General features: G+C 66.3%; 17 protein-coding genes. 10 read left to right on the top strand and 7 right to left on the bottom strand.

The features are described 5' to 3' along the window. Window positions 1–47: 47 nt before the first annotated feature. The 6 genes from ppk1 (at window position 48) to NDK18_RS11915 (ending at window position 6,518) form a co-directional block, all read left to right on the top strand. Window positions 48–2,135 carry a polyphosphate kinase 1 gene (gene ppk1, locus NDK18_RS11890; RefSeq protein WP_250623745.1) on the top strand — a complete coding sequence of 696 codons (2,088 nt, stop codon included), beginning with the start codon at window positions 48–50 and terminating at the stop codon, window positions 2,133–2,135. Between the two features lie 55 nt (window positions 2,136–2,190). Further along, window positions 2,191–3,684: a Ppx/GppA phosphatase family protein gene (locus NDK18_RS11895; RefSeq protein WP_250628035.1), complete on the top strand. Its 1,494-nt coding sequence runs from the start codon at window positions 2,191–2,193 to the stop codon at window positions 3,682–3,684. A 50-nt stretch (window positions 3,685–3,734) separates the two neighbouring features. Next, window positions 3,735–4,442: a peptidylprolyl isomerase gene (locus tag NDK18_RS11900; protein ID WP_250627896.1), complete on the top strand. Its 708-nt coding sequence runs from the start codon at window positions 3,735–3,737 to the stop codon at window positions 4,440–4,442. Continuing rightward, window positions 4,439–5,167, top strand: coding sequence for a UDP-2,3-diacylglucosamine diphosphatase (gene lpxH, locus NDK18_RS11905; protein WP_250623747.1), 729 nt, complete (start codon window positions 4,439–4,441; stop codon window positions 5,165–5,167). The genes NDK18_RS11900 and lpxH overlap by 4 nt, the downstream gene beginning before the upstream one ends. Window positions 5,168–5,223: 56 nt before the next feature. Further along, window positions 5,224–6,099 carry an ion transporter gene (locus NDK18_RS11910; protein WP_250623748.1) on the top strand — a complete coding sequence of 292 codons (876 nt, stop codon included), beginning with the start codon at window positions 5,224–5,226 and terminating at the stop codon, window positions 6,097–6,099. Between the two features lie 98 nt (window positions 6,100–6,197). Continuing rightward, window positions 6,198–6,518, top strand: a complete 321-nt coding sequence (locus NDK18_RS11915) for a hypothetical protein (protein ID WP_250623749.1) — start codon at window positions 6,198–6,200, stop codon at window positions 6,516–6,518. Here NDK18_RS11915 and NDK18_RS11920 read toward each other — a convergent pair. The 7 genes from NDK18_RS11920 to NDK18_RS11950 are packed head-to-tail and all read right to left on the bottom strand — an operon-like array spanning window position 6,513 to window position 14,361. Next, entirely contained in the window at window positions 6,513–7,331 is an 819-nt protein-coding gene (locus NDK18_RS11920; protein WP_250623750.1) for a ferritin-like domain-containing protein, read from the bottom strand. The two genes, NDK18_RS11915 and NDK18_RS11920, sit on opposite strands and share 6 nt — an antisense overlap. Further along, on the bottom strand, window positions 7,303–8,778 hold the full coding sequence (purF, locus tag NDK18_RS11925; protein ID WP_250623751.1) for an amidophosphoribosyltransferase: 1,476 nt from the start codon (window positions 8,776–8,778) through the stop codon (window positions 7,303–7,305). Before purF ends, NDK18_RS11920 begins: the two co-directional genes overlap by 29 nt. Before the next feature lie 21 nt (window positions 8,779–8,799). After that, a complete protein-coding gene (locus tag NDK18_RS11930) occupies window positions 8,800–9,381 on the bottom strand; it encodes a CvpA family protein (protein WP_250623752.1) in 582 nt (193 codons plus the stop codon). A 47-nt stretch (window positions 9,382–9,428) separates the two neighbouring features. Beyond that, complete coding sequence (locus tag NDK18_RS11935; RefSeq protein WP_250623753.1) at window positions 9,429–10,448, bottom strand: SPOR domain-containing protein; 1,020 nt, start codon at window positions 10,446–10,448, stop codon at window positions 9,429–9,431. A 51-nt stretch (window positions 10,449–10,499) separates the two neighbouring features. After that, window positions 10,500–11,708 carry a bifunctional tetrahydrofolate synthase/dihydrofolate synthase gene (gene folC / locus NDK18_RS11940; RefSeq protein ID WP_250627897.1) on the bottom strand — a complete coding sequence of 403 codons (1,209 nt, stop codon included), beginning with the start codon at window positions 11,706–11,708 and terminating at the stop codon, window positions 10,500–10,502. Window positions 11,709–11,725: 17 nt separating this feature from the next. Further along, complete coding sequence (locus NDK18_RS11945; protein WP_250623755.1) at window positions 11,726–12,646, bottom strand: copper resistance protein B; 921 nt, start codon at window positions 12,644–12,646, stop codon at window positions 11,726–11,728. Then, window positions 12,643–14,361, bottom strand: a complete 1,719-nt coding sequence (locus tag NDK18_RS11950; protein ID WP_345777079.1) for a copper resistance system multicopper oxidase — start codon at window positions 14,359–14,361, stop codon at window positions 12,643–12,645. Before NDK18_RS11950 ends, NDK18_RS11945 begins: the two co-directional genes overlap by 4 nt. 234 nt (window positions 14,362–14,595) lie before the next feature. Here NDK18_RS11950 and NDK18_RS11955 point away from each other — a divergent pair, with 234 nt between their 5' ends. The 4 genes from NDK18_RS11955 (at window position 14,596) to mfd (ending at window position 20,696) form a co-directional block, all read left to right on the top strand. Then, the gene (locus NDK18_RS11955; protein ID WP_425502695.1) at window positions 14,596–15,639 is read left to right on the top strand and encodes a 23S rRNA (adenine(2030)-N(6))-methyltransferase RlmJ; all 1,044 of its coding nucleotides are present in this window, start codon (window positions 14,596–14,598) and stop codon (window positions 15,637–15,639) included. A gap of 95 nt (window positions 15,640–15,734) precedes the next feature. Further along, a complete protein-coding gene (locus NDK18_RS11960; protein WP_250623756.1) occupies window positions 15,735–16,235 on the top strand; it encodes a Slp family lipoprotein in 501 nt (166 codons plus the stop codon). Window positions 16,236–16,270: 35 nt separating this feature from the next. Next, the gene (locus NDK18_RS11965; RefSeq protein ID WP_250627898.1) at window positions 16,271–17,179 is read left to right on the top strand and encodes a cation diffusion facilitator family transporter; all 909 of its coding nucleotides are present in this window, start codon (window positions 16,271–16,273) and stop codon (window positions 17,177–17,179) included. 67 nt (window positions 17,180–17,246) lie between these two features. Next, on the top strand, window positions 17,247–20,696 hold the full coding sequence (gene mfd / locus NDK18_RS11970; protein ID WP_250627899.1) for a transcription-repair coupling factor: 3,450 nt from the start codon (window positions 17,247–17,249) through the stop codon (window positions 20,694–20,696). Window positions 20,697–20,699 lie beyond the last annotated feature (3 nt).

Here is a 20,699-nt window from a genome sequence, read left to right on the forward strand (position 1 = left end):
CCGCCGCATCTTCCATCCTCGACCGATCGCCAGGCCACCGTCAGCCCATGCCACGATCGCGTACACCCGCCGCCCCGGCACTCGATGCTCCCGCGCTTTACCTCAATCGCGAGCTGGCGGCACTGGAATTCAACTTCCGCGTACTGGCCCAGGCGCAGGACCCGGCAGTGCCGCTGCTCGAACGGCTGCGCTACCTTGCCATCGTCTGCAGCAACCTGGATGAATTCTTCGAAGTGCGCGTGGCGGTGCTCAAGCACCAGCACGCGCTAAACGCGCATCTGCCCGGGGCCGACGGCCTGGGCTCGGGCGAGATCCTCTCCCGCATCCGCGAACGCACGCTTACCCTGGTGGACTCCCAATACGAGACCTGGCAGGCGCACCTGCGCCCGGCGCTGGCCGCCGAGGGCATCGGATTCCGCGTCCGGGACGAATGGAACGAGAAACAGCGCCGCTGGCTCCAGGGGTATTTCCAGAACGAGATCATGCCGGTGCTCTCGCCCCTGGGCCTGGATCCGGCGCATCCGTTCCCGCGCATCCTCAACAAGACGCTGAACATCGCCGTGGTGCTGGAGGGCCGGGACGCCTTCGGCCGCGAAGGCCACATGGCTCTGGTGCGCGCACCACGTTCACTGCCGCGCCTGATCCGCCTCCCCGATGAAGTCGGCGATGGCGGCATCGATTTCGTCTTCCTGGCCGAAGTGCTGCACGCTTTCGCCGACGAGATGTTCCCCGGCTTCAAGGTCAAGGGCTCGTACCAGTTCCGCGTCACCCGCAACGGCGAACTGGTAGTGGAAGAAGCGGAGGTCGAGAACCTGGCCAGCGCGCTGACCGAGGAACTGATCGGCCGAGGCTACGCGCGACCGGTACGGCTGCAGGTCGGCGCCGATTGCCCGCGCGCGATCACGCAGATGCTGATCCACAATTTCCAGCTGGAAGAACAGGACGTCTACCGCTGCGACGGCCCGGTGAACCTGATCCGCCTGGAAACCGTCTACGACCTCATCGATCGACCGGAACTTAAATTCCCGCGCTTCATACCCAAGCTCAACACCACCATCTGCAAGGATGGCAAGCCGTTCGAACTGCTCAGCCAGCGGGACATCCTCCTGCACCATCCCTTCGAGTCGTTCGCATCGGTGGTGGAACTGCTCCGCCAGGCTACCGAAGATGCCGGCGTACTGGCGATCAAGCAGACGCTTTACCGCGCCGGCAAGGATTCCCCGCTGGTGGACCTGCTGGTGGAAGCCGCACGCAACGGCAAAGATGTGACCGTGGTGGTGGAGCTTCGCGCGCGTTTCGACGAGGAAGCCAATATCGGGCTGGCCACGCGGCTGCAGGAGGCCGGCGTGCAGGTGGTGTATGGCGTGGTGGGCTACAAGACCCACGCCAAGATGTTGTTGATCATACGCCGCGAGGGCGACAAGCTCCGCCGTTATGTGCATCTGTCCACCGGCAACTACCACCAGGGCAACAGCCGCGGCTACACCGACATCGGCCTGATGACCTCCAACGAGGACGTCGGGCAGGACGTCCACAAGATCTTCCAGCAGCTCTCGGGCCTGGGTCCGATGATCGCGCTCAAGCAGTTGTTGCATTCACCCTTCACCCTGTACAGCTCGGTGATGGACAAAATCGAACGCGAGATCGTCCACGCCCGCGAAGGCCGTGGTGGGCGCATCATGGCCAAGCTCAACGCCTTGAACGAGGCGCAGGTGGTGAAGGCGCTTTACCGCGCCTCGATGGCGGGCGTGCAGGTGGACCTGGTGATCCGCGGAGCATGTACCCTGCGCCCCGGCGTGAAGGGAGTTTCCGAGAACATCCGCGTGCGTTCCATCGTCGGCCGTTTCCTCGAACACAGCCGCATCTATTGGTTCGGCAATGCCGGCGAGCCTGAGATCTACACCGCCAGCGCCGACTGGATGGAGCGCAACCTCCGCCGGCGTATCGAAATTGCCGTGCCGATCCTGGATCCCGAACTGGCGGCGCGCGTGTACCAGGAAACCCTCGACAACTATCTTCGCGACAACACCCAGGCCTGGTTGTTGGGCGCCGATGGCCATTACACGCGCAGCGAACCGGGCGACGACGCGCCGCACAATGCGCAGCAATACCTGTTGGAGAAGCTTTGTGGGTAAGGCATATCGTGGCGACGCGTCGGCCGCGCGCACGGCAGCGGCGGCCAGGCCGCAGATCGCCGAAGGTGAAGTACTGGCGGCGATCGACCTGGGCTCGAACAGCTTCCACATGGTGGTGGCCCGGTTCGAGCATGGCGAACCCCGGGTGATCGATCGCCTTCGCGATACGGTGCGCATGGCGGCGGGCCTGCGCGCCGATGGAACCCTCGACGCCGGCCATCGTGCCGCTGCGCTTGCAAGCCTTGCCCGCTTCGGCCAGCGCATCGCGGGCCTTCCCGGCGCCCGCGTGCGGGCCGTCGCCACCAATACCGTACGCCGCCTGGCATCGCCGCACGCCTTCCTTGCCGCGGCCGAAGTGGCGTTGGGCACGCCCGTGGAAATCGTCTCCGGCCGCGAGGAGGGCCGTCTGATTTTCCTGGGCGCCGCGCACGACCTGCCTGTGTCGCGCGACAACCGGCTGGTGATCGATGTCGGCGGCGGCAGCACCGAATTCATCATCGGGCGGCATATCTCCCCCGAATACACCGAGAGCGTGCAGGTCGGTTGCATCGCCTCCACCTTGCGCTTCTTCCCCGGTGGCAAGATCACGCGTAAACGCTGGCAGCGCGCGCGCCGCGAGATCGGCGTGCTGCTGCAACAGTTCGCCGAGGAATATCGCGAAGCAGGCTGGGCCAATGCCTATGGTTCGTCGGGCACCGCCAAGGCGATCGGTGCCGTGGCCCAGGCCATGGGCCTGACGGACGACGCCATCACCCCGGCGGCGCTTGCAGGCATCCGCGAGGCGATGCTGGCGCAAGGCTCGATCCAGGCACTGAAGCTGCCGGGCCTGGCCGAAGACCGCACTGGCGTGTTCGCCGGCGGCGTGGTGATCTTCGAAGCCGCTTTCGAAGCCCTGGGCATCACCGGCCTGCAAGTATGCGCAAGCTCCATGCGCGAGGGCCTGCTTTGGGACCTCATCGGCCGCGCCGGTGGCAGCGACCCGCGTGCCGGCAGCATCGATGCGCTGGCCGCGCGCTATGGCGTGGACCGGGCGCACATGCGCCGCGTGGAAACCACGGCGCTGGCCCTGTTCGACCAGGTCGCCAAGGCATGGAAGCTCGACACCGAAGCCCGCGAATGGCTGTCGTGGGCCGGCCGCGTGCACGAACTGGGCCTGGCCATCGCCCACAGCCAGCACCATCGCCACGGCGGCTACATCCTTCGCAATGCAGACCTGGCCGGTTTCTCGCGGCAGGAACAACAGCTCCTGGCCGCCATCGTCGAATGCCACCGGCGCAAGCCCGACAAGGCCCTGCTGATGGCACTGCCCACGCGGCATCGTGCGCTGGCCCGCTACGCCACCGCACTGTTGCGACTGGCCGTGCTGTTCCGCCGCTCGCGCCGCGCCGAGCCGATGCCACCGCTGAAGCTTGCCGCCACCCGTACCAAGCTGCGCCTGGCGCTGCCCGCCGAATGGCTCGACGAACACCCGTTGACCGAGGCAGACCTCGAGCAGGAAAAGGGCCCGATGGCCGATCTGGGCCTGGAACTTGAACTGATCACCTACTGACCGCCGCCGGGGCGGGCGCGCGATCCGGCCGGCGGCGGTATCATGTGCCGATGACCCGATACCTGGCTGCCTTCGCCCTACTCGTCCTCCCGGCCCTGGCCCTCGGCCAGGCGGCCAAGCCCGAAGCGGCCGCCGCCGAGGCGCATCCGAGGGTGGTGTTGCACACAAGCCAGGGCGAGATCACGCTGGAACTGTTCCCGGACAAGGCCCCCAAGAGCGTGGCCAATTTCCTGCAGTACGTGCGCGACGACTTCTACGCCGGCACCGTGTTCCATCGCGCCGTCAACGGCTACCTTGTACAGGGCGGCATCTACACCCGCGACCTGCAGCAAAAGCGCACTCGTGCTGCCATCGCCAGCGAGGCGGACAACGGCCTGTCCAACCTCCGTGGCACGGTCGCCGTGGCCCGCGGCGCGGACCCGGCCTCTGGTACGTCCCAGTTTTTCATCAACCTGGTGGACAACCGTCGCCTGGACTACGCCGGCAACCAGAGCGGGCTGACCTGGGGCTACGCGGTGTTCGGCAAGGTGGTCGAAGGCATGAACGTGGTCGACAAGATGGCAGGGCTGCCCACGCGTGCACTGGGTCCCTTCGTCAACGACGTTCCCAACCCGCTGGTGGTGATCGACGGCGCCAACGTGGTGGGCGAGGAAAAACCCGCGCCGAAGGCCGCACCGGCGCCGGCAACGAGCGCTGCGGCCAAGCCACCGGCAAAGACCCCCGTGAAGGCTCCGGCGACGCCGAAGAAGAAGGCATGACCACGCTATTCATCGCCGACCTTCACCTGGATGAAGCACGGCCCGCGATCACCGACCTCTTCGAGCGATTCCTGGCAAGCGGCGAGGTACGCGGGGCCGACGCGCTCTACATTCTCGGCGACCTCGTCGAGGCGTGGATCGGCGATGACGACGACGCCCCGCTTCCCGGCCGCATCGCCGCCGCCACGCGCGGCGTGGCCGATGCCGGGGTACCGGTCTACTTCATGGCCGGTAACCGTGATTTTCTCCTCGGCGAGGATTTCGCCAGGCGGGCTGGCATGCAGATCCTGCCCGATGGCGTGGTGCACGACATCGCCGACGAGCCAACGTTGCTGATGCACGGCGATGTCCTGTGCACGGACGACACCGCCTACCAGGCCGTGCGCGCCCAGGTGCGTACGCCGCAGTTCAGGGCACAGATGATGGCCATGACGCTCGACCAGCGCCGGGCCTTCGCCGCCAAGGCCCGTGCCGATAGCCGTGCCTATACCGGCAAGACCGACGAAACCATCATGGACGTCAACGCCGACGCGGTGGCCCGGGCCATGCGCGACGCGGGCGTCCGGCGCCTGGTGCACGGCCACACCCATCGCCCTGCCATCCACGATTTCTCCCTTGACGGGGAAAACGCCAGGCGTATCGTGCTCGGCGATTGGTACGAGCAGGGTTCTGTGCTGGAAATCCAGCCCGGCCAGGCCCGGCTTCGCGGCCTGCAGCTGGCCTAGGGCCGCGACGCGGCCGGCGATGGACGCCGGCCCTCCCATTGAGCGAGGAACGCCCCGTGAATCACGTCAATCCCGTCCATCGCGGCGAAGAACCCGGCCGCAGGCACTGGCGCCAGCGCCTCTACCGGGTGGTATTCCGCGCCGATACGCCCGCCGGGCTCGCCTTCGACGTCGCCGTGCTGGTAGCGATCCTGGCCAGCGTAGGCGTGGTGGTGCTCGACAGCGTGCCGTCATGGCACCAGCGCTTCGGATCGTGGTTCCTGCTGGCCGAATCGTTCTTCACCACGATGTTCGTCATCGAGTACCTGGTGCGCCTGCTTAGCGTGCGGCGGCCGCTGGCCTACGCCACCAGTTTCTTCGGCGTGGTCGACCTGATCGCCCTGCTGCCCACGCTGCTCGCATTGATGTTCCCCGGAGCCCACTACCTCATCGACATCCGCCTGCTGCGCCTGTTGCGTGTGTTCCGCGTGCTCAAGCTCACGCGGTACTTCCGCGAGGCGCAGGACCTCATGGAGGCGCTCAGCCACGCACGGCGAAAGATCATGGTGTTCGTCTGCACGGTGGCCGTGCTGGTGGTGATCCTGGGCACCGTGATGTACGTGGTGGAAGGCCCGACGCCGGGCTTCGAGTCCATTCCCGCGTCGATGTACTGGGCCGTGGTGACGATGACCACCACAGGTTACGGCGACATCACCCCCCAGACTGTCCTTGGCAAGTTCATCACTTCGGTGACCATCCTGCTGGGCTACGGCATCATCGCGCTGCCCACCGGCATCGTCGGTGCGGAGATGGCGGTGACGCTTTGGAGCCGCCTGAAACCGGTAGGCCCTACCTGCCCCGCCTGCAACCACGCGGGAACGGAAACTGACGCCCGCTTCTGTTCGCAGTGCGGTCAGGCCCTTGCCAGCGGCGCTGGCCCACCCACTGCCTGAACGATCACAAGGGCTTCACATTCTTTGAGATTCCTCCGATTCCCGCGGTTCGCGGGGCGCAGCAAGCTGTCAGGAATTCCAGCAAACCGGAAATTCCCATGCATCCGCGCACTCTCAAGAAACTGGCCCAGGCGGCCTACGCCAACCGCGACATTACCTCGGCCATCGGGTTCTACCTGCGTGCCTGGGAAGCCGTGGAGGCGGAGCCTTCGCTTGCGCCGGGCATCGCCAATGAACTTGCCTACCTGTGCCTGTACGACCTCAGCGATACTGAAGCAGCTGGGCGTTGGGCCATGCGCATGGAAGCCACGGCAACCAACGATATCGACCAGGCGCGGCTGGGATTGCTACGGACACGGGTGGCAGCAGGTGCTCCCGGCACGCCACGCAGCAGCTTTGCCTCGGCGCAAGGGCTATAGCGTCGCTAGCCAGGCGAGTTCCTCGTCGCTGAAGCCGGCCTGTTTGCGTGCCGCCACGTTGAACGGGCCGCGCAAACTGCCGCGCATGTACTCATCGAGATAGCGCATGAAGGTGGGTACCGGCTCCAGTCCGTCGCGCGCGCAACAGTAGTGGAACCATCGCGTGCCGGCCGCCACATGAGCCACTTCCTCGGCCAGGATCACTTCAAGGACGCCGATGGTCGCCGTGTCGCCGCAACCACGCAGGCGCTCGATCATGCCTGGCGTTACGTCCAGGCCGCGCGCCTCCAGCACCCGCGGCACCAGCGCCATGCGCACGGTGTCGCTGTGCGCCGTGCGTTCGACCATGTCCCACAGGCCATTGTGCGCATCGAAGTCGCCGTAGGCGTGGCCCAGTTCCGCGAGCCTCGTGGTGAGCATGGAAAAGTGCCGGGCTTCGTCCGCCGCGCAGGATGCCCAATCGCGATAGTACGCATCGGGCATGCCGCGGAAACGATAAACCGCATCCCAGGCCAGGTTGATCGCGTTGAACTCGATGTGCGCTACCGCGTGCACCAGCGCGGCGCGCCCTTGCGCGCTACCGAGGCCCCGTTGCGGCAGGCCGCGGGAGGAGATCAGTCGAGGCAGCGCCGGGCGTCCTGGTGGCCCGATGGGTTCGGGCGCGACTGCCGATGCATGGGGCGTCAAACTGCCATCGACGACAGCCTGCCAAGTCATGGCCGTCAGGCGGAGCTTCTCCGCCGGATCCGGGCAATCCAGGCAAGCCTTCGCTGCGGCGTGCAGGTCAGGCCGTGCGGCGCTTGTGCTTGGCATCGTCCGAACGCAGGGTTTCCTGCTGGGCCAGGAAGTCCTTGTCCAGGCCGGTGACGTATTCACCGGAGAAGCACGACGTGTCGAAGTGCTTGAGTTCTTCGTTACCGTCGTTCACGGCCCAGATGAGGTCTTCCAAATCCTGGTAGATCAGCCAGTCGGCGCCAAGGATCGTTTCCACTTCCTTGTCGGTGCGGCCGGCGGCCACGAGTTCGGCCGTGGCCGGCATGTCGATGCCATACACATTGGGATAGCGCACCGGCGGCGCCGCCGACGCGAAGTAAACGTTCTTCGCGCCCGCGTCGCGGGCCATCTGGATGATCTGCTTGCTGGTGGTACCGCGCACGATGGAGTCGTCCACCAGCAGCACGTTCTTCTTGCGGAACTCAAGGTCGATCGCGTTCAACTTGCGGCGCACCGACTTCACCCGCTCGCCCTGCCCCGGCATGATGAAGGTGCGGCCGATGTAGCGATTCTTCACCAGGCCCTCGCGCATCGGCACGCCCAGCGCCTGTGCCAGGGAGCTTGCCGCGGTGCGCGCGGTATCGGGGATGGGGATCACCGCATCGATGCCGTGGTCGGGACGCTCGCGCAGGATCTTCTCGGCAAGCTTCTCGCCCATGCGCAGGCGCGCCTTGTACACCGAGACGTCCTCGATCATGGAATCGGGGCGTGCAAGATAAACGTATTCGAAAATGCACGGTGCATGCACCGCTTCCGGCGCGCAATGACGGGTGAAGAGTTCGCCAGCGTCGCTGATGAACACCCCCTCGCCCGGTTCCACGTCCCGCAGGCGGGTGAACCCCAGGATGTCCAGCGCCACCGATTCCGATGCCACCGCGTACTCCTTGCCCAGGGCTGTGACGCGCTCACCCAGTACCAGCGGACGGATGCCGTTGGGATCGCGGAAGGCAAGGATGCCGTAGCCCTGGATCATCGCCAGGCACGCGTAACCGCCGCGCGCACGGGCGTGCACGCCGGCCACTGCCTTGAAGAGCTGGTCCGGCGTGAGCGCATTGCGGTCGTTCAGCTGCAACTCGTGCGCCAGCACGTTCAGCAGCACTTCGGAATCCGAATCGGTGTTGATGTGGCGGCGGTCGTCCTCGAACATCTCGCGGCGGAGCTGCTCGGTGTTGACCAGGTTCCCGTTGTGGGCAAAGGCGATGCCGTAGGGAGAATTCACATAGAACGGCTGGGCTTCGTCGGTGCCGTCGGAGCCTGCCGTGGGATAGCGGCAGTGGCCAATGCCGATGCGCCCGTGCAGCGTGCGCACGCCTGGCTGGTTGAAGACGTCACGCACCAGGCCGTTGCCTTTGTGCAGCTGCAGGCGGGCACCGTCCACCGTGGCGATGCCGGCGGCATCCTGGCCACGGTGCTGCAGCACGGTCAGCCCGTCGTAAAGCGACGAGGCGACTTCGGCGGTGCCGACGATACCGATGAGTCCACACATGGGTGTTTCTCTTTATTTAGCTTAAGCCGTGGTGGTGCTGGCGGCGGGATGGTTATGTCGTTCGCGGTCGCCCGCAGGTGCGGGCAGCTTTGGCAATTTGTCCAGCATGTCGGCTGGCGGGTGCAGGTAACGGCGCACGTTCTCGGGCACGCGCTCGCCTAGCCAGTCCGCCACGCCCTGGAAATACGGCGGCAAGGTGGCATCGCGCCAGTACGGGTCGCGCGTGAAGGGTGTGAACCCTAGCAGGAATACCGCGAGGGTCACGATCAGCACGCCGCGGACGAAGCCGAACACCATGCCCAGCAGGCGATCCGTACCGCCCAGGCCCGTGCCCTCGACCAACCGCGCCAGCAGGAAGCGCAACAGCGCCCCAAGCAGCAATACCACCAGGAAACACAATCCGTAGGCCACGATCACCCGCACCGACGGCAGCGGGATGGCGTGTTCGAAATAGGTCGCCACGGACGGTCCGAAGGTCCAGGCGAACCAGAATGCCGCTATCCATACGGCCAGCGCCAGCACCTCTGAGATAAGGCCGCGCCACAGGCCGATCAAGACCGAAAGGCCCAGCACGGCGATGATGATGTAGTCGACCCAGGTCACCGCAGGCTCACTGTAGGAAAGGCGGGCACGATGCCCGGGGCGTGTTTCTAGGGAACGGTGACGACGTTGCCGTCGACGCCGAGCTTGGCCTTGAGCTGGTCACGGACGCGTACGGCGTCCTCGCGCTGGGTCTGCGGGCCGGCACGGACGCGCCATAGCTTGGCCCCGGTGCTGCTGGCGATGCCGTCCACATAACCGGCTACACCCGCCGCGCGGATCTTGTCGCGCAGCTTGTTGGCGTCGGCCTCGTTGGAAAATGCCCCAAGCTGAACGGCCCAGCCGCCGGCCCGTGCGGTGGCAACAGGGGCGGGACTGGCGGCCGCGGGTGCACTGGCCCGCGGCGTGGCGGCGGCCACGGCCGGGGCATCGCCCTTCTGGTCGGCCACCTGGCCGGACAGGCTGGCCGGGACACCGGGCACCGCGGACTTGATCTTCAGCCGTGCGGCCTCGGCGGCCGTGCGGGTATCGAAGGGACCGGCATTGACACGGGTGAGCTGCTTGCCGGCCTGGGTGATCACGGCGGTACTCACTGGATAGCCCAGTCCACGGACCTTCTGCACCAGGGCATCAGCCTTGCCGCGGTCGGCGTAAGCGGAAAGATTGAGGCTGAAGCTGCCGCGGGCGGCCGTGCCCGTGGGTAGCGGCGCTGTGGGGGTGGGCGCAGCGGCGGGGGTAGCAACCGGGGGCTTATTGACCGGCGCACGCGTGGGCGCCGCCGCAGGTGCCGTCGAGGGGGTTGGACCGGCCGGGGTCGCCGCCGGAGCGTTGGCTTCGACGTCGGGCGGACGGCGCGAGGCAATATCCACCGAAGCCAGCTGGCCAGCGTTGCCTGGGGTGACCGAGGTGGCCGGCGGGGTGCCGAACGCGGTGCGGGCGGCTGCCGGGGCGCTGCCGGTCGAGGAGACGTCGAGCGTGCGCGACTGCAGGTCGCGGTCGGGCGCGGCGGGAATTTCCAGGCTGAGCGATTGCTCGGCGTCCGTCTTTGGCGGAGCGCTTGAGAACAGCATCGGCACGATGATCACGGCCAGGGCAAGCAGGACGGCGGCACCGAGCAGGCGGGTTTTCAAATGCGGGCTCCAGCTTAGGGCGCAGACATGTATCGACTGGATTATACCTTCCTAAGACGCCGCCAAGACGGCCGAGGCGACAAAGAATGAGCCGAACGCCAGCACCAGGCCATCGGCGCCCGCTGCCATGCGGGCCGCAGCAAGCGCTTGGGCCACGCCTGCGTGGAGGTCATGGGGCGCCCCGGGCAGCACGATGGCAAGCCTCGCGGCCAGGGCGGCAGCGTTGAGGCCACGCGGGGTGTCGCCATCGAGCGAAGCAAGGTGCCAGTGGGCGATGCGTGGTCCCAGGGCGTTCATCACGCCGTCGATGTCCTTGTCGGCCAGGGCGCCAAACACCGCGTGAACAGCACCTCGCGGCGTCTCGTCCAGCCATGCCGCCAGGGCCCGCGCGGCATGCGGGTTATGGCCCACATCCACCACCACGCCGGGCTGGCCCGGCAACACTTGCAGCCGCGCGGGCACCCGCGCGGCTGCAAGCCCGGCCGCCATGGCGGCATCGTCCACCCGGAGGCGGGGCAAGGCGCGCAGCGCGGCCACGGCTGCCGCCGCATTGAATCGCTGGAAGTCGCCGGCCATGGCGGGGGCGCCCGGAGCGTCGCTGAAGTGGGTGCCTCGGATGAGCACATGCGCCCCGATCTGCGTGGCCGTCTCCAGGAGCCTCGCGGGCGGCTCGGCCTCCCCCAGCACCAAGGGCCTGCCGGCGCGCGCGATGAAGGCCTTTTCGCGGCCAATGGTGTCGCGGTCGCCGCCGAGCCATTCCTGGTGATCGAGGTCGACCGACGTCACGATGGCAGCATCCGCATCGATGATGTTCACCGCATCAAGGCGTCCGCCCAGGCCCACCTCAAGCACGGCTACGTCCACCCCGGAGCGGGCGATCAAATCGATCGCCGCCAGCGTGCCGAATTCGAAGTACGTCAGCAGCAACTCGCCACGCGCCGCCTCGATCCGTTCGAACGACGCCACCAGCGCAGTGTCGCCGACATCCAGACCATCGATGCGGATACGCTCGTTGTAACGGAGCAGGTGCGGGGAGGTGAAGCAGCCCACGCGATAGCCCGCCGCCTGCAGCATGGCCTCGAGGAATGCCACTGTCGAACCCTTGCCATTGGTGCCCCCCACGGTGATCACGATGGGTGCAGGCCGCGGCGCACCCATGGTTTCCCACACGGCGCGAACGCGCGCCAGGCCAAGCTCGATGGTGCGTGGATTGATGCGTTCCTGGTACTGCAGCCATCCGGCGAGATCCCGCGTGGTCATCGTTGGTCTTTTTCCTGTCAGAACCACAGCCGCAAACCGGCCACCCAACGCCATTGTCCCGCGTCTTGTCCCTGCGCGCGCGCCATCGACGCCGTGTTGCCCAGGCGACGTTGCCAGTCAAGGCCAAGATAGGGAGCAAAGCGGCGGGTGAATTCGTAGCGCAGGCGCAAGCCGGCTTCCACATCGCTCACGCCGGAACCAATATCGCGCGAGGGGTCGCTCTTGCCATAGGCGTTGAGTTCGAACTTCGGCGTCAATACCAGGCGCTGGGTAAACAGCACTTCGTAGCGGGCCTCCACGCGTACCGCCGTACGGCCGCCCTGCCCCAGGTAGGCCGTGGCTTCCAGGTCGAACCAGTACGGCGCCAGGCCATGCACACCGAACGCTGCCCATGAACGGGACGCTCCATCGCCGACGTCCTGGCGCACGCCGGCCTGGATGTTCCAGAAAGCGGCCACGGCATGACTATAGAAGGCCTCGACGCTGGCATCGTCGGTGCCACGCTCGAGCTCGCCCTCGGCGCGCCAGGCGAAGCGATCGAGGTCACCGCCGATCCATCCTCCGGCATTGAACGATGTCACGGCCGAGCCTGTGCCGAAACCGCGCTCAAGTTCGTCCACCCGGGTGAACACGTTGAACGGCGTGGCGTGCATGTCCATCTCGCCCATGCCCGGGTGCGTCGGATAGGTCGATGGCGGCGCCGGCGCGACATGGCCGTTGGGTACCACGGCGGCGGTCGATGGCGATGCAGGCACATCCTGCGAAGACGCTGACGTCTGCACCGGCGTTTGCGCCGGTTGCGGCATCGGCATGCCCGACATGCCTTGCATGCCGGACATATCGTGCATGTCGTGGGCCTGGTGCTCGGTCTGGGCGGCGACGCCTGACGCCACCAACAGCGATGCTGCCAGTAGCGCATTTGCCTGCTTCGTCTTCATGCCACCACCACCGCGCGGAACATGCCCGCCTCCATGTGGTAAAGCATGTGGCAGTGGTACGCCCACTGCCCCACGGCGTCGGCACTGACCCGATAACTCACCTGTTGCGCCGGCTGCACCGTCACGGTGTGCTTGCGCGCCAGGTACGTGCCGTCGGGTGCTTCCAGTTCGCTCCACATACCGTGCAGGTGCATCGGGTGGTGCATCATGGTGTCGTTGACAAGGGTAAAGCGCACATGCTCGCCAAGCCTCAGGCGGATCGGCGGCGCCTTGGCGTAAGGCACGCCATCGATCGACCACATGTAGCGCTCCATGTTGCCGGTGAGGCGCAGGATCATCTCGCGTTCCACCCCCGGCGAGATCGGGCTGTCCACGCCGTGGAGGTCCGCGTAGGTCAGCACGCGGCGGCCGTTGCCACGCAAGCCCACGCCGGGATCGTCCAGGTTGGTCCGGGGCATGGAAACCTTCATGTCCACGCCAGGATTGCCGGTGCGCTGCATGCCGGCGTGGTCCATGCCTGTCGTCGCCGCGCCCTGCATGTCGTGCGAGGCGCCCATGCCGGGCATCGCGCCCATGGCTCCCATCATGTCGGCCATGCCCAGCAGCGGGCGCGCATCCATGGCCGGTACCGCGGCCGTCATGCCCGGAACCGGCGACAGCGTGCCGCGCGCATAACCGGAACGGTCGATCGACTGGGCGAAGATCGTATACGCGCGATCGGCGGCAGGCTGGACGATCACATCGTATGTCTCAGCCGCACCGAAGCGGAATTCATCCACCGTCACCGGCTCAATGTCCTGGCCATCGGCGGCTACCACTGTCATCGCCAGGCCCGGAATGCGCACGTCGAAGAAACTCATCGACGATCCGTTGATGAAGCGCAGCCGGATCTTCTCTCCGGCTGAGAATGCGCACGTCCAATTGCCCACGGGCGTGACGCCATTCATCAGGTAGGTGAAGGTAGCGCCGGAGACATCGGCAAGGTCGGTCCGGTCCATGCGCTTGCGGTTCCACATCGAACGTTGCGCCAGTGCCGAACGCATACCTTCCCCGCGCGCGTCGCGGATGAAATCACCGGCCGTCTGCTTGCCGTAATTGTAGGCATCGCCCTGTTTTTTCAAGGTGGCGTAGATGTGTTCGGGGTCTTCGTCCGTCCAGTCCGCCAGCAGCACCACGTAGTCGCGGTCGGCCCGGTAACGCTCGCCGGCTCGGGGCTCGATCACGATCGGCCCGAAGAGGCCCGTCTGTTCCTGGAAGCGCGAATGAGCGTGGTACCAGTACGTGCCCGACTGGTTCACGGTAAAGCGGTAGAGGTACGACTGCCCCGGGGCAATACCATCGAAACTCAAGCCAGGCACGCCGTCCATATCGGCTGGCACGATAAGCCCATGCCAGTGCAGCGACGTAGGCACCGCCAGGTGGTTACGCACCAGGATCGATACCTCCCGGCCCTCGCGCAGGCGCAGCAGCGGCGCGGGCAACTGGCCGTTGACCACCGTCGCCACGCCTCGCCGGCCGGTGAAATCGACGGGAAGCTCGCCCACGTCCAGCACCAGTTGCGAACCGGATAGTTCACGCGGCGCCGCCGCGGGCGCGCCGAATGCCAGTCGCCCACGCAGGTCCAGGCCCATCGCGATGCCGCCCAGGCCTAAGCCCTGGACGAAACGGCGTCGACCGCCATGCGGCCCGCCAGGCCGCTCATTCTTTTTGTTCACCAATGAATACCTCGCACGCAACACCGGGCTACCCCAAGGGACAGCCATGCACCACAGTCGGCCTGTTCAGGCCGAAGGGGGGCGCAGCAGCGGTGTCTGCGGGAAATCGCCAACGGAAGCTGGCGCGGCCGTGGGCGGGTTCGCGCCCGACACGAGCGGATACGCCGGCAGCGACGACAGGGGGACGCTTGCGACGGCGGCGCAGGCCATCGCGCAGGTGCAGGCGCCGTGGCCATGACCATTGGGCTGGGCATGATCCTGCCCGTGCGCCATGGCCATGCCGTGGTCCATGCCAGCCGCCGGGGCTGCGCACCCGCAGGGCATGGCATGTGCACCGAACGCCATCACCAGCCAGGCAAGCATGGCGAGCAGGAACAGGCGGCGATGGCGGCGGCAAGGCATGCACCCACGATAGCCCCTGGCCCGTCGGGCTACAATTGCCCGATGAATTATCGCCACGCCTTCCATGCCGGGAATTTCGCCGACCTCCTCAAGCACACCGTGCTGCTTGCCCTGTTCGAGGCGCTGAAGGCCAAGGACAAGCCCTTCGCCTACGTCGACACGCATGCCGGGTCCGGCCGTTATGACCTCAAAGGCGTGCATGCGCAGAAGACGGGCGAATCGGAGTTGGGCATCGGCAAGCTTGCCGTGGCCAGCGGGTTGCCTCCACTGCTATGGAGCCTTTTAGGCCATGTGCGCGCGATCAATGATGGCGAAACCATCCGGCATTACCCCGGCTCGCCGCTCCTGGCCCAGCGCGTGCTGCGCCCGAACGATTCGGCCCAGTTTTGCGAATTGCACGCCGATGAAGCCGAAGCACTTCGCGCGGTGCTGGGCGAGGACACGCGCATGCACGTGCACAAGCGCGACGGCTACGAGGCCATGGGCGGCCTGTTGCCACCCCCGGAAAAACGCGGCCTGGTGTTGATCGACCCGCCCTTCGAGCGCGAAGACGAATTCCGCGCCATCGAAGCCGCCCTGCGCCATGCGCTGCAGCGCTGGCCCACCGGCATGTATGCGGTGTGGTATCCGGTAAAGCAGCGCAGCACCGTGCAGCCCTTCCTGCGCTGGGCTTCGCGCGCGGCCCGTAGGGTGCTTTGCGCCGAGATCATGCTTCACCCGGACAACACGCCGCTGCGCCTGAACGGCACCGGCATGCTGGTGTTGAACGCGCCCTGGCAGCTGGACCAGGCCTTGTCCGAGTCGATGGATGTACTGGCCCGGACCTTGGGGGGGCAAAGCCGCCTCACCTGGCTTGCCCAGGATAACGACGCCTGAATCACATGGCGCCGGTTATCAACGGATAACCTCCCTCGCCCTTACGATCGGGCCAAGGGCGCCGATCACCGGAGCCCAGGCCCAAGGACACCGCCATGACTGCCCCTGCCGTTCGCCTGCTTGCCCCGATGCTCGTCGTCGCCCTGGCCGCGTGTGCCCCGGCGCCGATCTACAAGACCTCCGGCAGCACGCTCAACGTGCCACCCCAGCAGGTATCGTCCTCGCCGCAGCGCTACCTCAATTCCGATGTGGTGTGGGGCGGCCGCATCGTCAGCGTAAGCAACCTGGCCGACCACAGCGAGATCGAGATCCTGGCCTATCCGCTGGACAACTCCCAGCGACCCAAGCCCAGTGACAACGGCAACGGGCGTTTCATCGCGGTGATGCCCGGGTACGTGGAGCCGCTCAACTTCCCTTCTGGCAAGCTGGTCACCGTCAGCGGCCGCCTGGCCGGTACGCGAAATGATCGCGTCGGTGAAGCGGCGTATGTCTTTCCCGTGGTCACCACCAACGCCTCGCACGTCTGGACCGCCGAGGAACTTCGCAGCGGCAAGAGCAATTTCAGCTTCGGCGTGGGCGTGGGCGTGATCCGCTAGAATCGGCAGGTTCTTGCCATGGGGAATATTCGCGCATGTCCGGTGAAGCCAATTCGCTGAGGGCCATCCTGCTGGCGCTGGGTGCCAATTTCGCCATCTTCGTGGCCAAGCTGGTGGCGGCGATCTTCACCGGATCCGGCGCCATGCTCGCCGAGGCGGTGCATTCAATGGCCGACTGCGGCAACCAGGGCCTGCTGCTGCTGGGCATGCGGCAGGCCGGGCGGCCGCCTTCGAGCGAGTACCCGCTGGGCTGGGGCCGCGCGCTGTATTTCTGGTCGTTCCTGGTAGCCATGCTGCTTTTCAGCGTGGGCGGCATGTTTTCCCTCTACGAGGGCATCCACAAGCTCACCCACCACGAACCACTGAAGTGGCCGTGGCTGGCCGTGGGCGTACTGGTGTTCGGCATCGTCGCCGAAAGCGTGTCGATGCACGGATGCATGAAGGAAGTGAACAAGGCCCGCGGCGACCGCAGCATCTGGCGCTGGTTCCGCCAGACGCGCGCCAGCGAGCTCCTGGTGATCTTCGGCGAAGACCTTGCCGCGCTCATCGGCCTGGCTTTCGCCCTCATAGCTGTGCTCCTGACCATGGCCACCGGCAACCTGCTGTTCGACGCCGTGGGCACCATCGCCATCGGGGTGCTCCTGATCGTGGTGGCGGTAGCGGTGGCCATCGAAGTGAAGGCCCTACTGATCGGGCAAGGCGTGGAGCCGCAGCGCCGCGACGAGATGCTCGCCTTCTTGAATGCTCGCCCGGAAATCGCCCAGGTGTACAACCTCCTCACCTTGCAGATGGGCAATGACGTGATGGTGGCGGTGAAGGCGAGGATGAATCCCACGCCCACCAACCGCGAACTGGTCGAGGCCATCAACCTGGTCGAGATCGACTTCAAACGGGCATTTCGCGATATCCGCTGGAGCTTCTTCGAGCCGGACATCGCCGACTGACGGCCGGTTACACCCGGTGGCGGTAGAATGGAGGGTCCTGCCCTCCCCAGCCGTCGCCTCCTTCTCAATGCCGTCCGCCCTCAAACGCCCGCCCCTGCCCACCACCGTGAAACAACGCCGCTACTGGGCGGCACCCGCGGGCTCGTCCTGGGCACTGACCGTGGCCGAGGCCGCGCGCGACCACCAGGGCCTGCTGGTGGTGGTCACCCGGGACACGCAACGAGCGCATGCGCTCGAGGACGAACTGAAGATTTTTTCAGGCTCCTTGCCGGTACTGCACTTCCCTGATTGGGAGACCCTCCCCTACGACGTCTTCAGCCCGCATCCGGAGATCGTTTCCCAGCGCATCGCCACGCTCTATCAGTTGCCGTCGGTGCAGCGCGGGGTGCTGGTGGTGCCGGTCAGTACGCTGATGCAGCGACTGGCACCTCGCTCGCATGTCACGGGATCCGGCCTGGTTCTCAACAAAGGGCAGAAACTCGACCTGCAAGCGGAGCAACGCCGCCTGGAAGCGGCGGGCTATCGCAACGTGCCCCAGGTCGCGGAGCCGGGCGATTTCGCCGTACGCGGCGCGCTGATCGACATCTTCGCCATGGGCGCGGTTGAGCCTTATCGCGTTGAGTTGTTCGACGACGAGATCGACTCCATCCGCAGTTTCGACCCGGAAACGCAGCGCTCCCAGCATCAGGTGGAAAGCGTCGAACTGCTGCCCGGCCGTGAATTCCCGCTCACCGATGAAGCGGCCAAGCATTTTCGCAACGCGCTGCGCGAGCGGTTTCCGATCGACGTGCGCCGTTGCCCGCTCTACCAGGACATGAAGGAAGGCGTGACACCAGGCGGCATCGAGTACTACCTGCCGCTGTTCTTCCCGAAAACCGAAACCCTCTTCGACTATCTCGCCGATGACGCGCTCTTTGTCCTGGGCGAGGGCGTGCTCGATGCCACCGACGCCTTCTGGACGCAAACCGCCGAGCGCTACGACCAGCGCGCGCATGACATCGAGCGGCCGGTACTGCCGCCGGATGAAATCTACCTGCCGCCCGATCGCTTGCGCGAGCGCCTCAACGCCCGCGTACGGGTGGACGTGGTGCCGGCCACGCACGAGCATGCGGTTTCGCTTGGTACCCAGCCGGCGCCCGACCTTCCGCTCAACCGCAAGGGAGAGGAACCAGGTACGGCCCTGCGCCATTTCCTGGCGTCCTACCGTGGGCGGGTGTTGATCGCGGCCGATTCGGCCGGGCGACGCGAAGCGCTGAACGAGCAACTCGCCGCCGCAGGCTTGCGACCACTGGTGCTCGATGGCTGGCGTGAGTTCCTCGACGGGGACGACGCGCTGGCTATCACCGTAGCTTCGCTCGAACAGGGCTTTGCCCTGGATACGCCGCGCATCACCGTGCTTACCGAGCGCGAGCTCTTCGGCGAGCGCGTGCGCACCGACCGCAAGAAACGCCGGGGTGCCGCGCGCGATCCGGAAAGCATCATCCGCGATCTCACCGAGCTTTCCATCGGCTCGCCCATCGTGCATATCGACCACGGCGTGGGCCGCTACCAGGGCTTGGTGTCGCTGGATGTCGGCGACATGCCGGGCGAATTCCTCACCATCGAATACGCCAAGGGCGACAAGCTGTACGTGCCCGTGGCCCAGCTGGGCCTGGTCAGCCGCTACACCGGCACCGCACCGGAACTGGCGCCGCTGCATTCACTCGGTGGCGACGCCTGGGAGAAAGCGCGCAAGCGCGCGGCCGAGAAGGTCCGCGATGTCGCAGCGGAACTGCTGGCCATCTACGCCCAGCGCGAGGCCCGGCAGGGCGAGTCGCTCGCTGTCGACCGCCAGCTGGTGGAAGAGTTCGCTGCCACCTTCCCCTTCGAGGAAACCCCCGACCAGCAGCAGGCGATCGATAGCGTCATCGTGGATCTTGCCGCACCCCGGGCCATGGACCGCGTGGTCTGCGGCGACGTCGGCTTCGGCAAGACCGAAGTGGCGCTGCGCGCGGCATTCGCGGCCGCCACCGCGGGCAAGCAGGTGGCCGTGCTGGTACCCACTACCCTGCTTGCGCAGCAGCACTACCGCAATTTCGCCGACCGTTTCGCCGATTGGCCGGTGCGGGTGGACGTGCTCTCGCGCTTCAAGTCAAAAAAAGAAGTCGATGCCGCGCTAATTCGCCTTGCAGACGGCGACATCGACGTCATCATCGGCACGCACAAGCTGCTGCAGGCGGATGTCCGCTTCAAGAACCTTGGGCTGGTGATCGTCGACGAGGAACAGCGCTTCGGTGTGCGCCAGAAGGAGCAGCTGAAGAAGCTCCGAGCGGAAGTGGATCTGCTCACCCTCACCGCCACGCCCATCCCGCGCACGCTGAACATGGCCATGAGCGGCCTTCGCGACCTGTCGATCATCGCCACCCCGCCGGCCCATCGCACGGCCGTTCGCACACTGATCAGCAGCTGGCAGCCAGCGTTGATCCGCGAGGCGCTGCAACGCGAGCTGGCCCGCGGCGGCCAGGTCTACTTCCTGCACAACGAAGTGAGCAGCATCGACCGCACCGCGCGCGAACTGGGCGAACTGGTGCCCGAGGCACGCATCCGCATCGCCCACGGCCAGATGCCCGAGCGCGAACTCGAACAGGTCATGGCCGACTTCCACCGCCAGCGGTTCAACGTGCTGGTGTGCACCACGATCATCGAGTCGGGCATTGACATTCCCAGCGCCAACACCATCGTGGTCAACCGCGCCGACCGCTTCGGCCTGGCACAGCTGCACCAGTTGCGTGGACGCGTGGGACGGTCGCATCACCGCGCCTATGCCTACCTTATCGTCCCCGACCGCAAAGCCATGACGGGCGATGCGGAGAAGCGCCTGGAAGCGCTTGCCTCGCTTGAGGAACTGGGCGCCGGCTTCACCCTGGCCACGCACGACCTGGAAATCCGCGGCGCCGGTGAGATGCTGGGCGAAGAACAATCAGGACAGATCCAGGAAATCGGCTTCGGCCTGTATACCGAACTCCTAGACCGCGCCGTGCGGGCACTGAAGTCGGGCAAGGTGCCCGACTTCGACCTTGCCAGCGAACACGAAACCGAAGTGGAGCTGCACCTGCCGGCGCTGATCCCCGACGACTACCTGCCGGACGTGCACCAGCGGCTGACCTTGTACAAGCGCATCGCCAGCGCGCGCAACGAAGATGAATTGCGCGAATTGCAGGTGGAGATGATCGACCGTTTCGGGCTGCTTACCGATCCAACCAAGCAGCTGTTCTCGCTGGCGACGCTGAAGCTGATGGCCACGCCCTTGGGCATTCGCAAGCTCGACTTCGGCGCCAACGGCGGACGCGTGACATTCCGCGAGAAGCCCGACGTCGACCCCATGGCGATCATCAAGCTGGTGCAGCAGCAGCCGAGGGTCTACAAGCTCGACGGCCAGGACAAGCTGCGGGTGATCCTTGAACTTCCCGGTGCCACCGAGCGCGTCCGCACGGCCATCGACGTGCTGGTGTCACTGGGAGCGCGGCGCCCCGGATAAGGG

The organism is Pinirhizobacter soli (genome assembly GCF_015905305.1).
Taxonomy (GTDB): domain Bacteria; phylum Pseudomonadota; class Gammaproteobacteria; order Xanthomonadales; family Rhodanobacteraceae; genus Pinirhizobacter; species Pinirhizobacter soli.

Excerpts from the sequence above, each read along its gene's own strand:
- ppk1 (WP_250623745.1), top strand. The coding sequence starts at position 48 with ATGCCACGATCGCGTACACCCGCCGCCCCGGCACTCGATGCTCCCGCG.
- NDK18_RS11900 (WP_250627896.1), top strand. The coding sequence starts at position 3,735 with ATGACCCGATACCTGGCTGCCTTCGCCCTACTCGTCCTCCCGGCCCTG.
- lpxH (WP_250623747.1), top strand. The coding sequence starts at position 4,439 with ATGACCACGCTATTCATCGCCGACCTTCACCTGGATGAAGCACGGCCC.
- NDK18_RS11915 (WP_250623749.1), top strand. The coding sequence starts at position 6,198 with ATGCATCCGCGCACTCTCAAGAAACTGGCCCAGGCGGCCTACGCCAAC.
- NDK18_RS11920 (WP_250623750.1), bottom strand. The coding sequence starts at position 7,331 with ATGCCAAGCACAAGCGCCGCACGGCCTGACCTGCACGCCGCAGCGAAG.
- purF (WP_250623751.1), bottom strand. The coding sequence starts at position 8,778 with ATGTGTGGACTCATCGGTATCGTCGGCACCGCCGAAGTCGCCTCGTCG.
- folC (WP_250627897.1), bottom strand. The coding sequence starts at position 11,708 with ATGACCACGCGGGATCTCGCCGGATGGCTGCAGTACCAGGAACGCATC.
- NDK18_RS11945 (WP_250623755.1), bottom strand. The coding sequence starts at position 12,646 with ATGAAGACGAAGCAGGCAAATGCGCTACTGGCAGCATCGCTGTTGGTG.
- NDK18_RS11955 (WP_425502695.1), top strand. The coding sequence starts at position 14,596 with ATGACCATTGGGCTGGGCATGATCCTGCCCGTGCGCCATGGCCATGCC.
- NDK18_RS11960 (WP_250623756.1), top strand. The coding sequence starts at position 15,735 with ATGACTGCCCCTGCCGTTCGCCTGCTTGCCCCGATGCTCGTCGTCGCC.
- NDK18_RS11965 (WP_250627898.1), top strand. The coding sequence starts at position 16,271 with ATGTCCGGTGAAGCCAATTCGCTGAGGGCCATCCTGCTGGCGCTGGGT.
- mfd (WP_250627899.1), top strand. The coding sequence starts at position 17,247 with ATGCCGTCCGCCCTCAAACGCCCGCCCCTGCCCACCACCGTGAAACAA.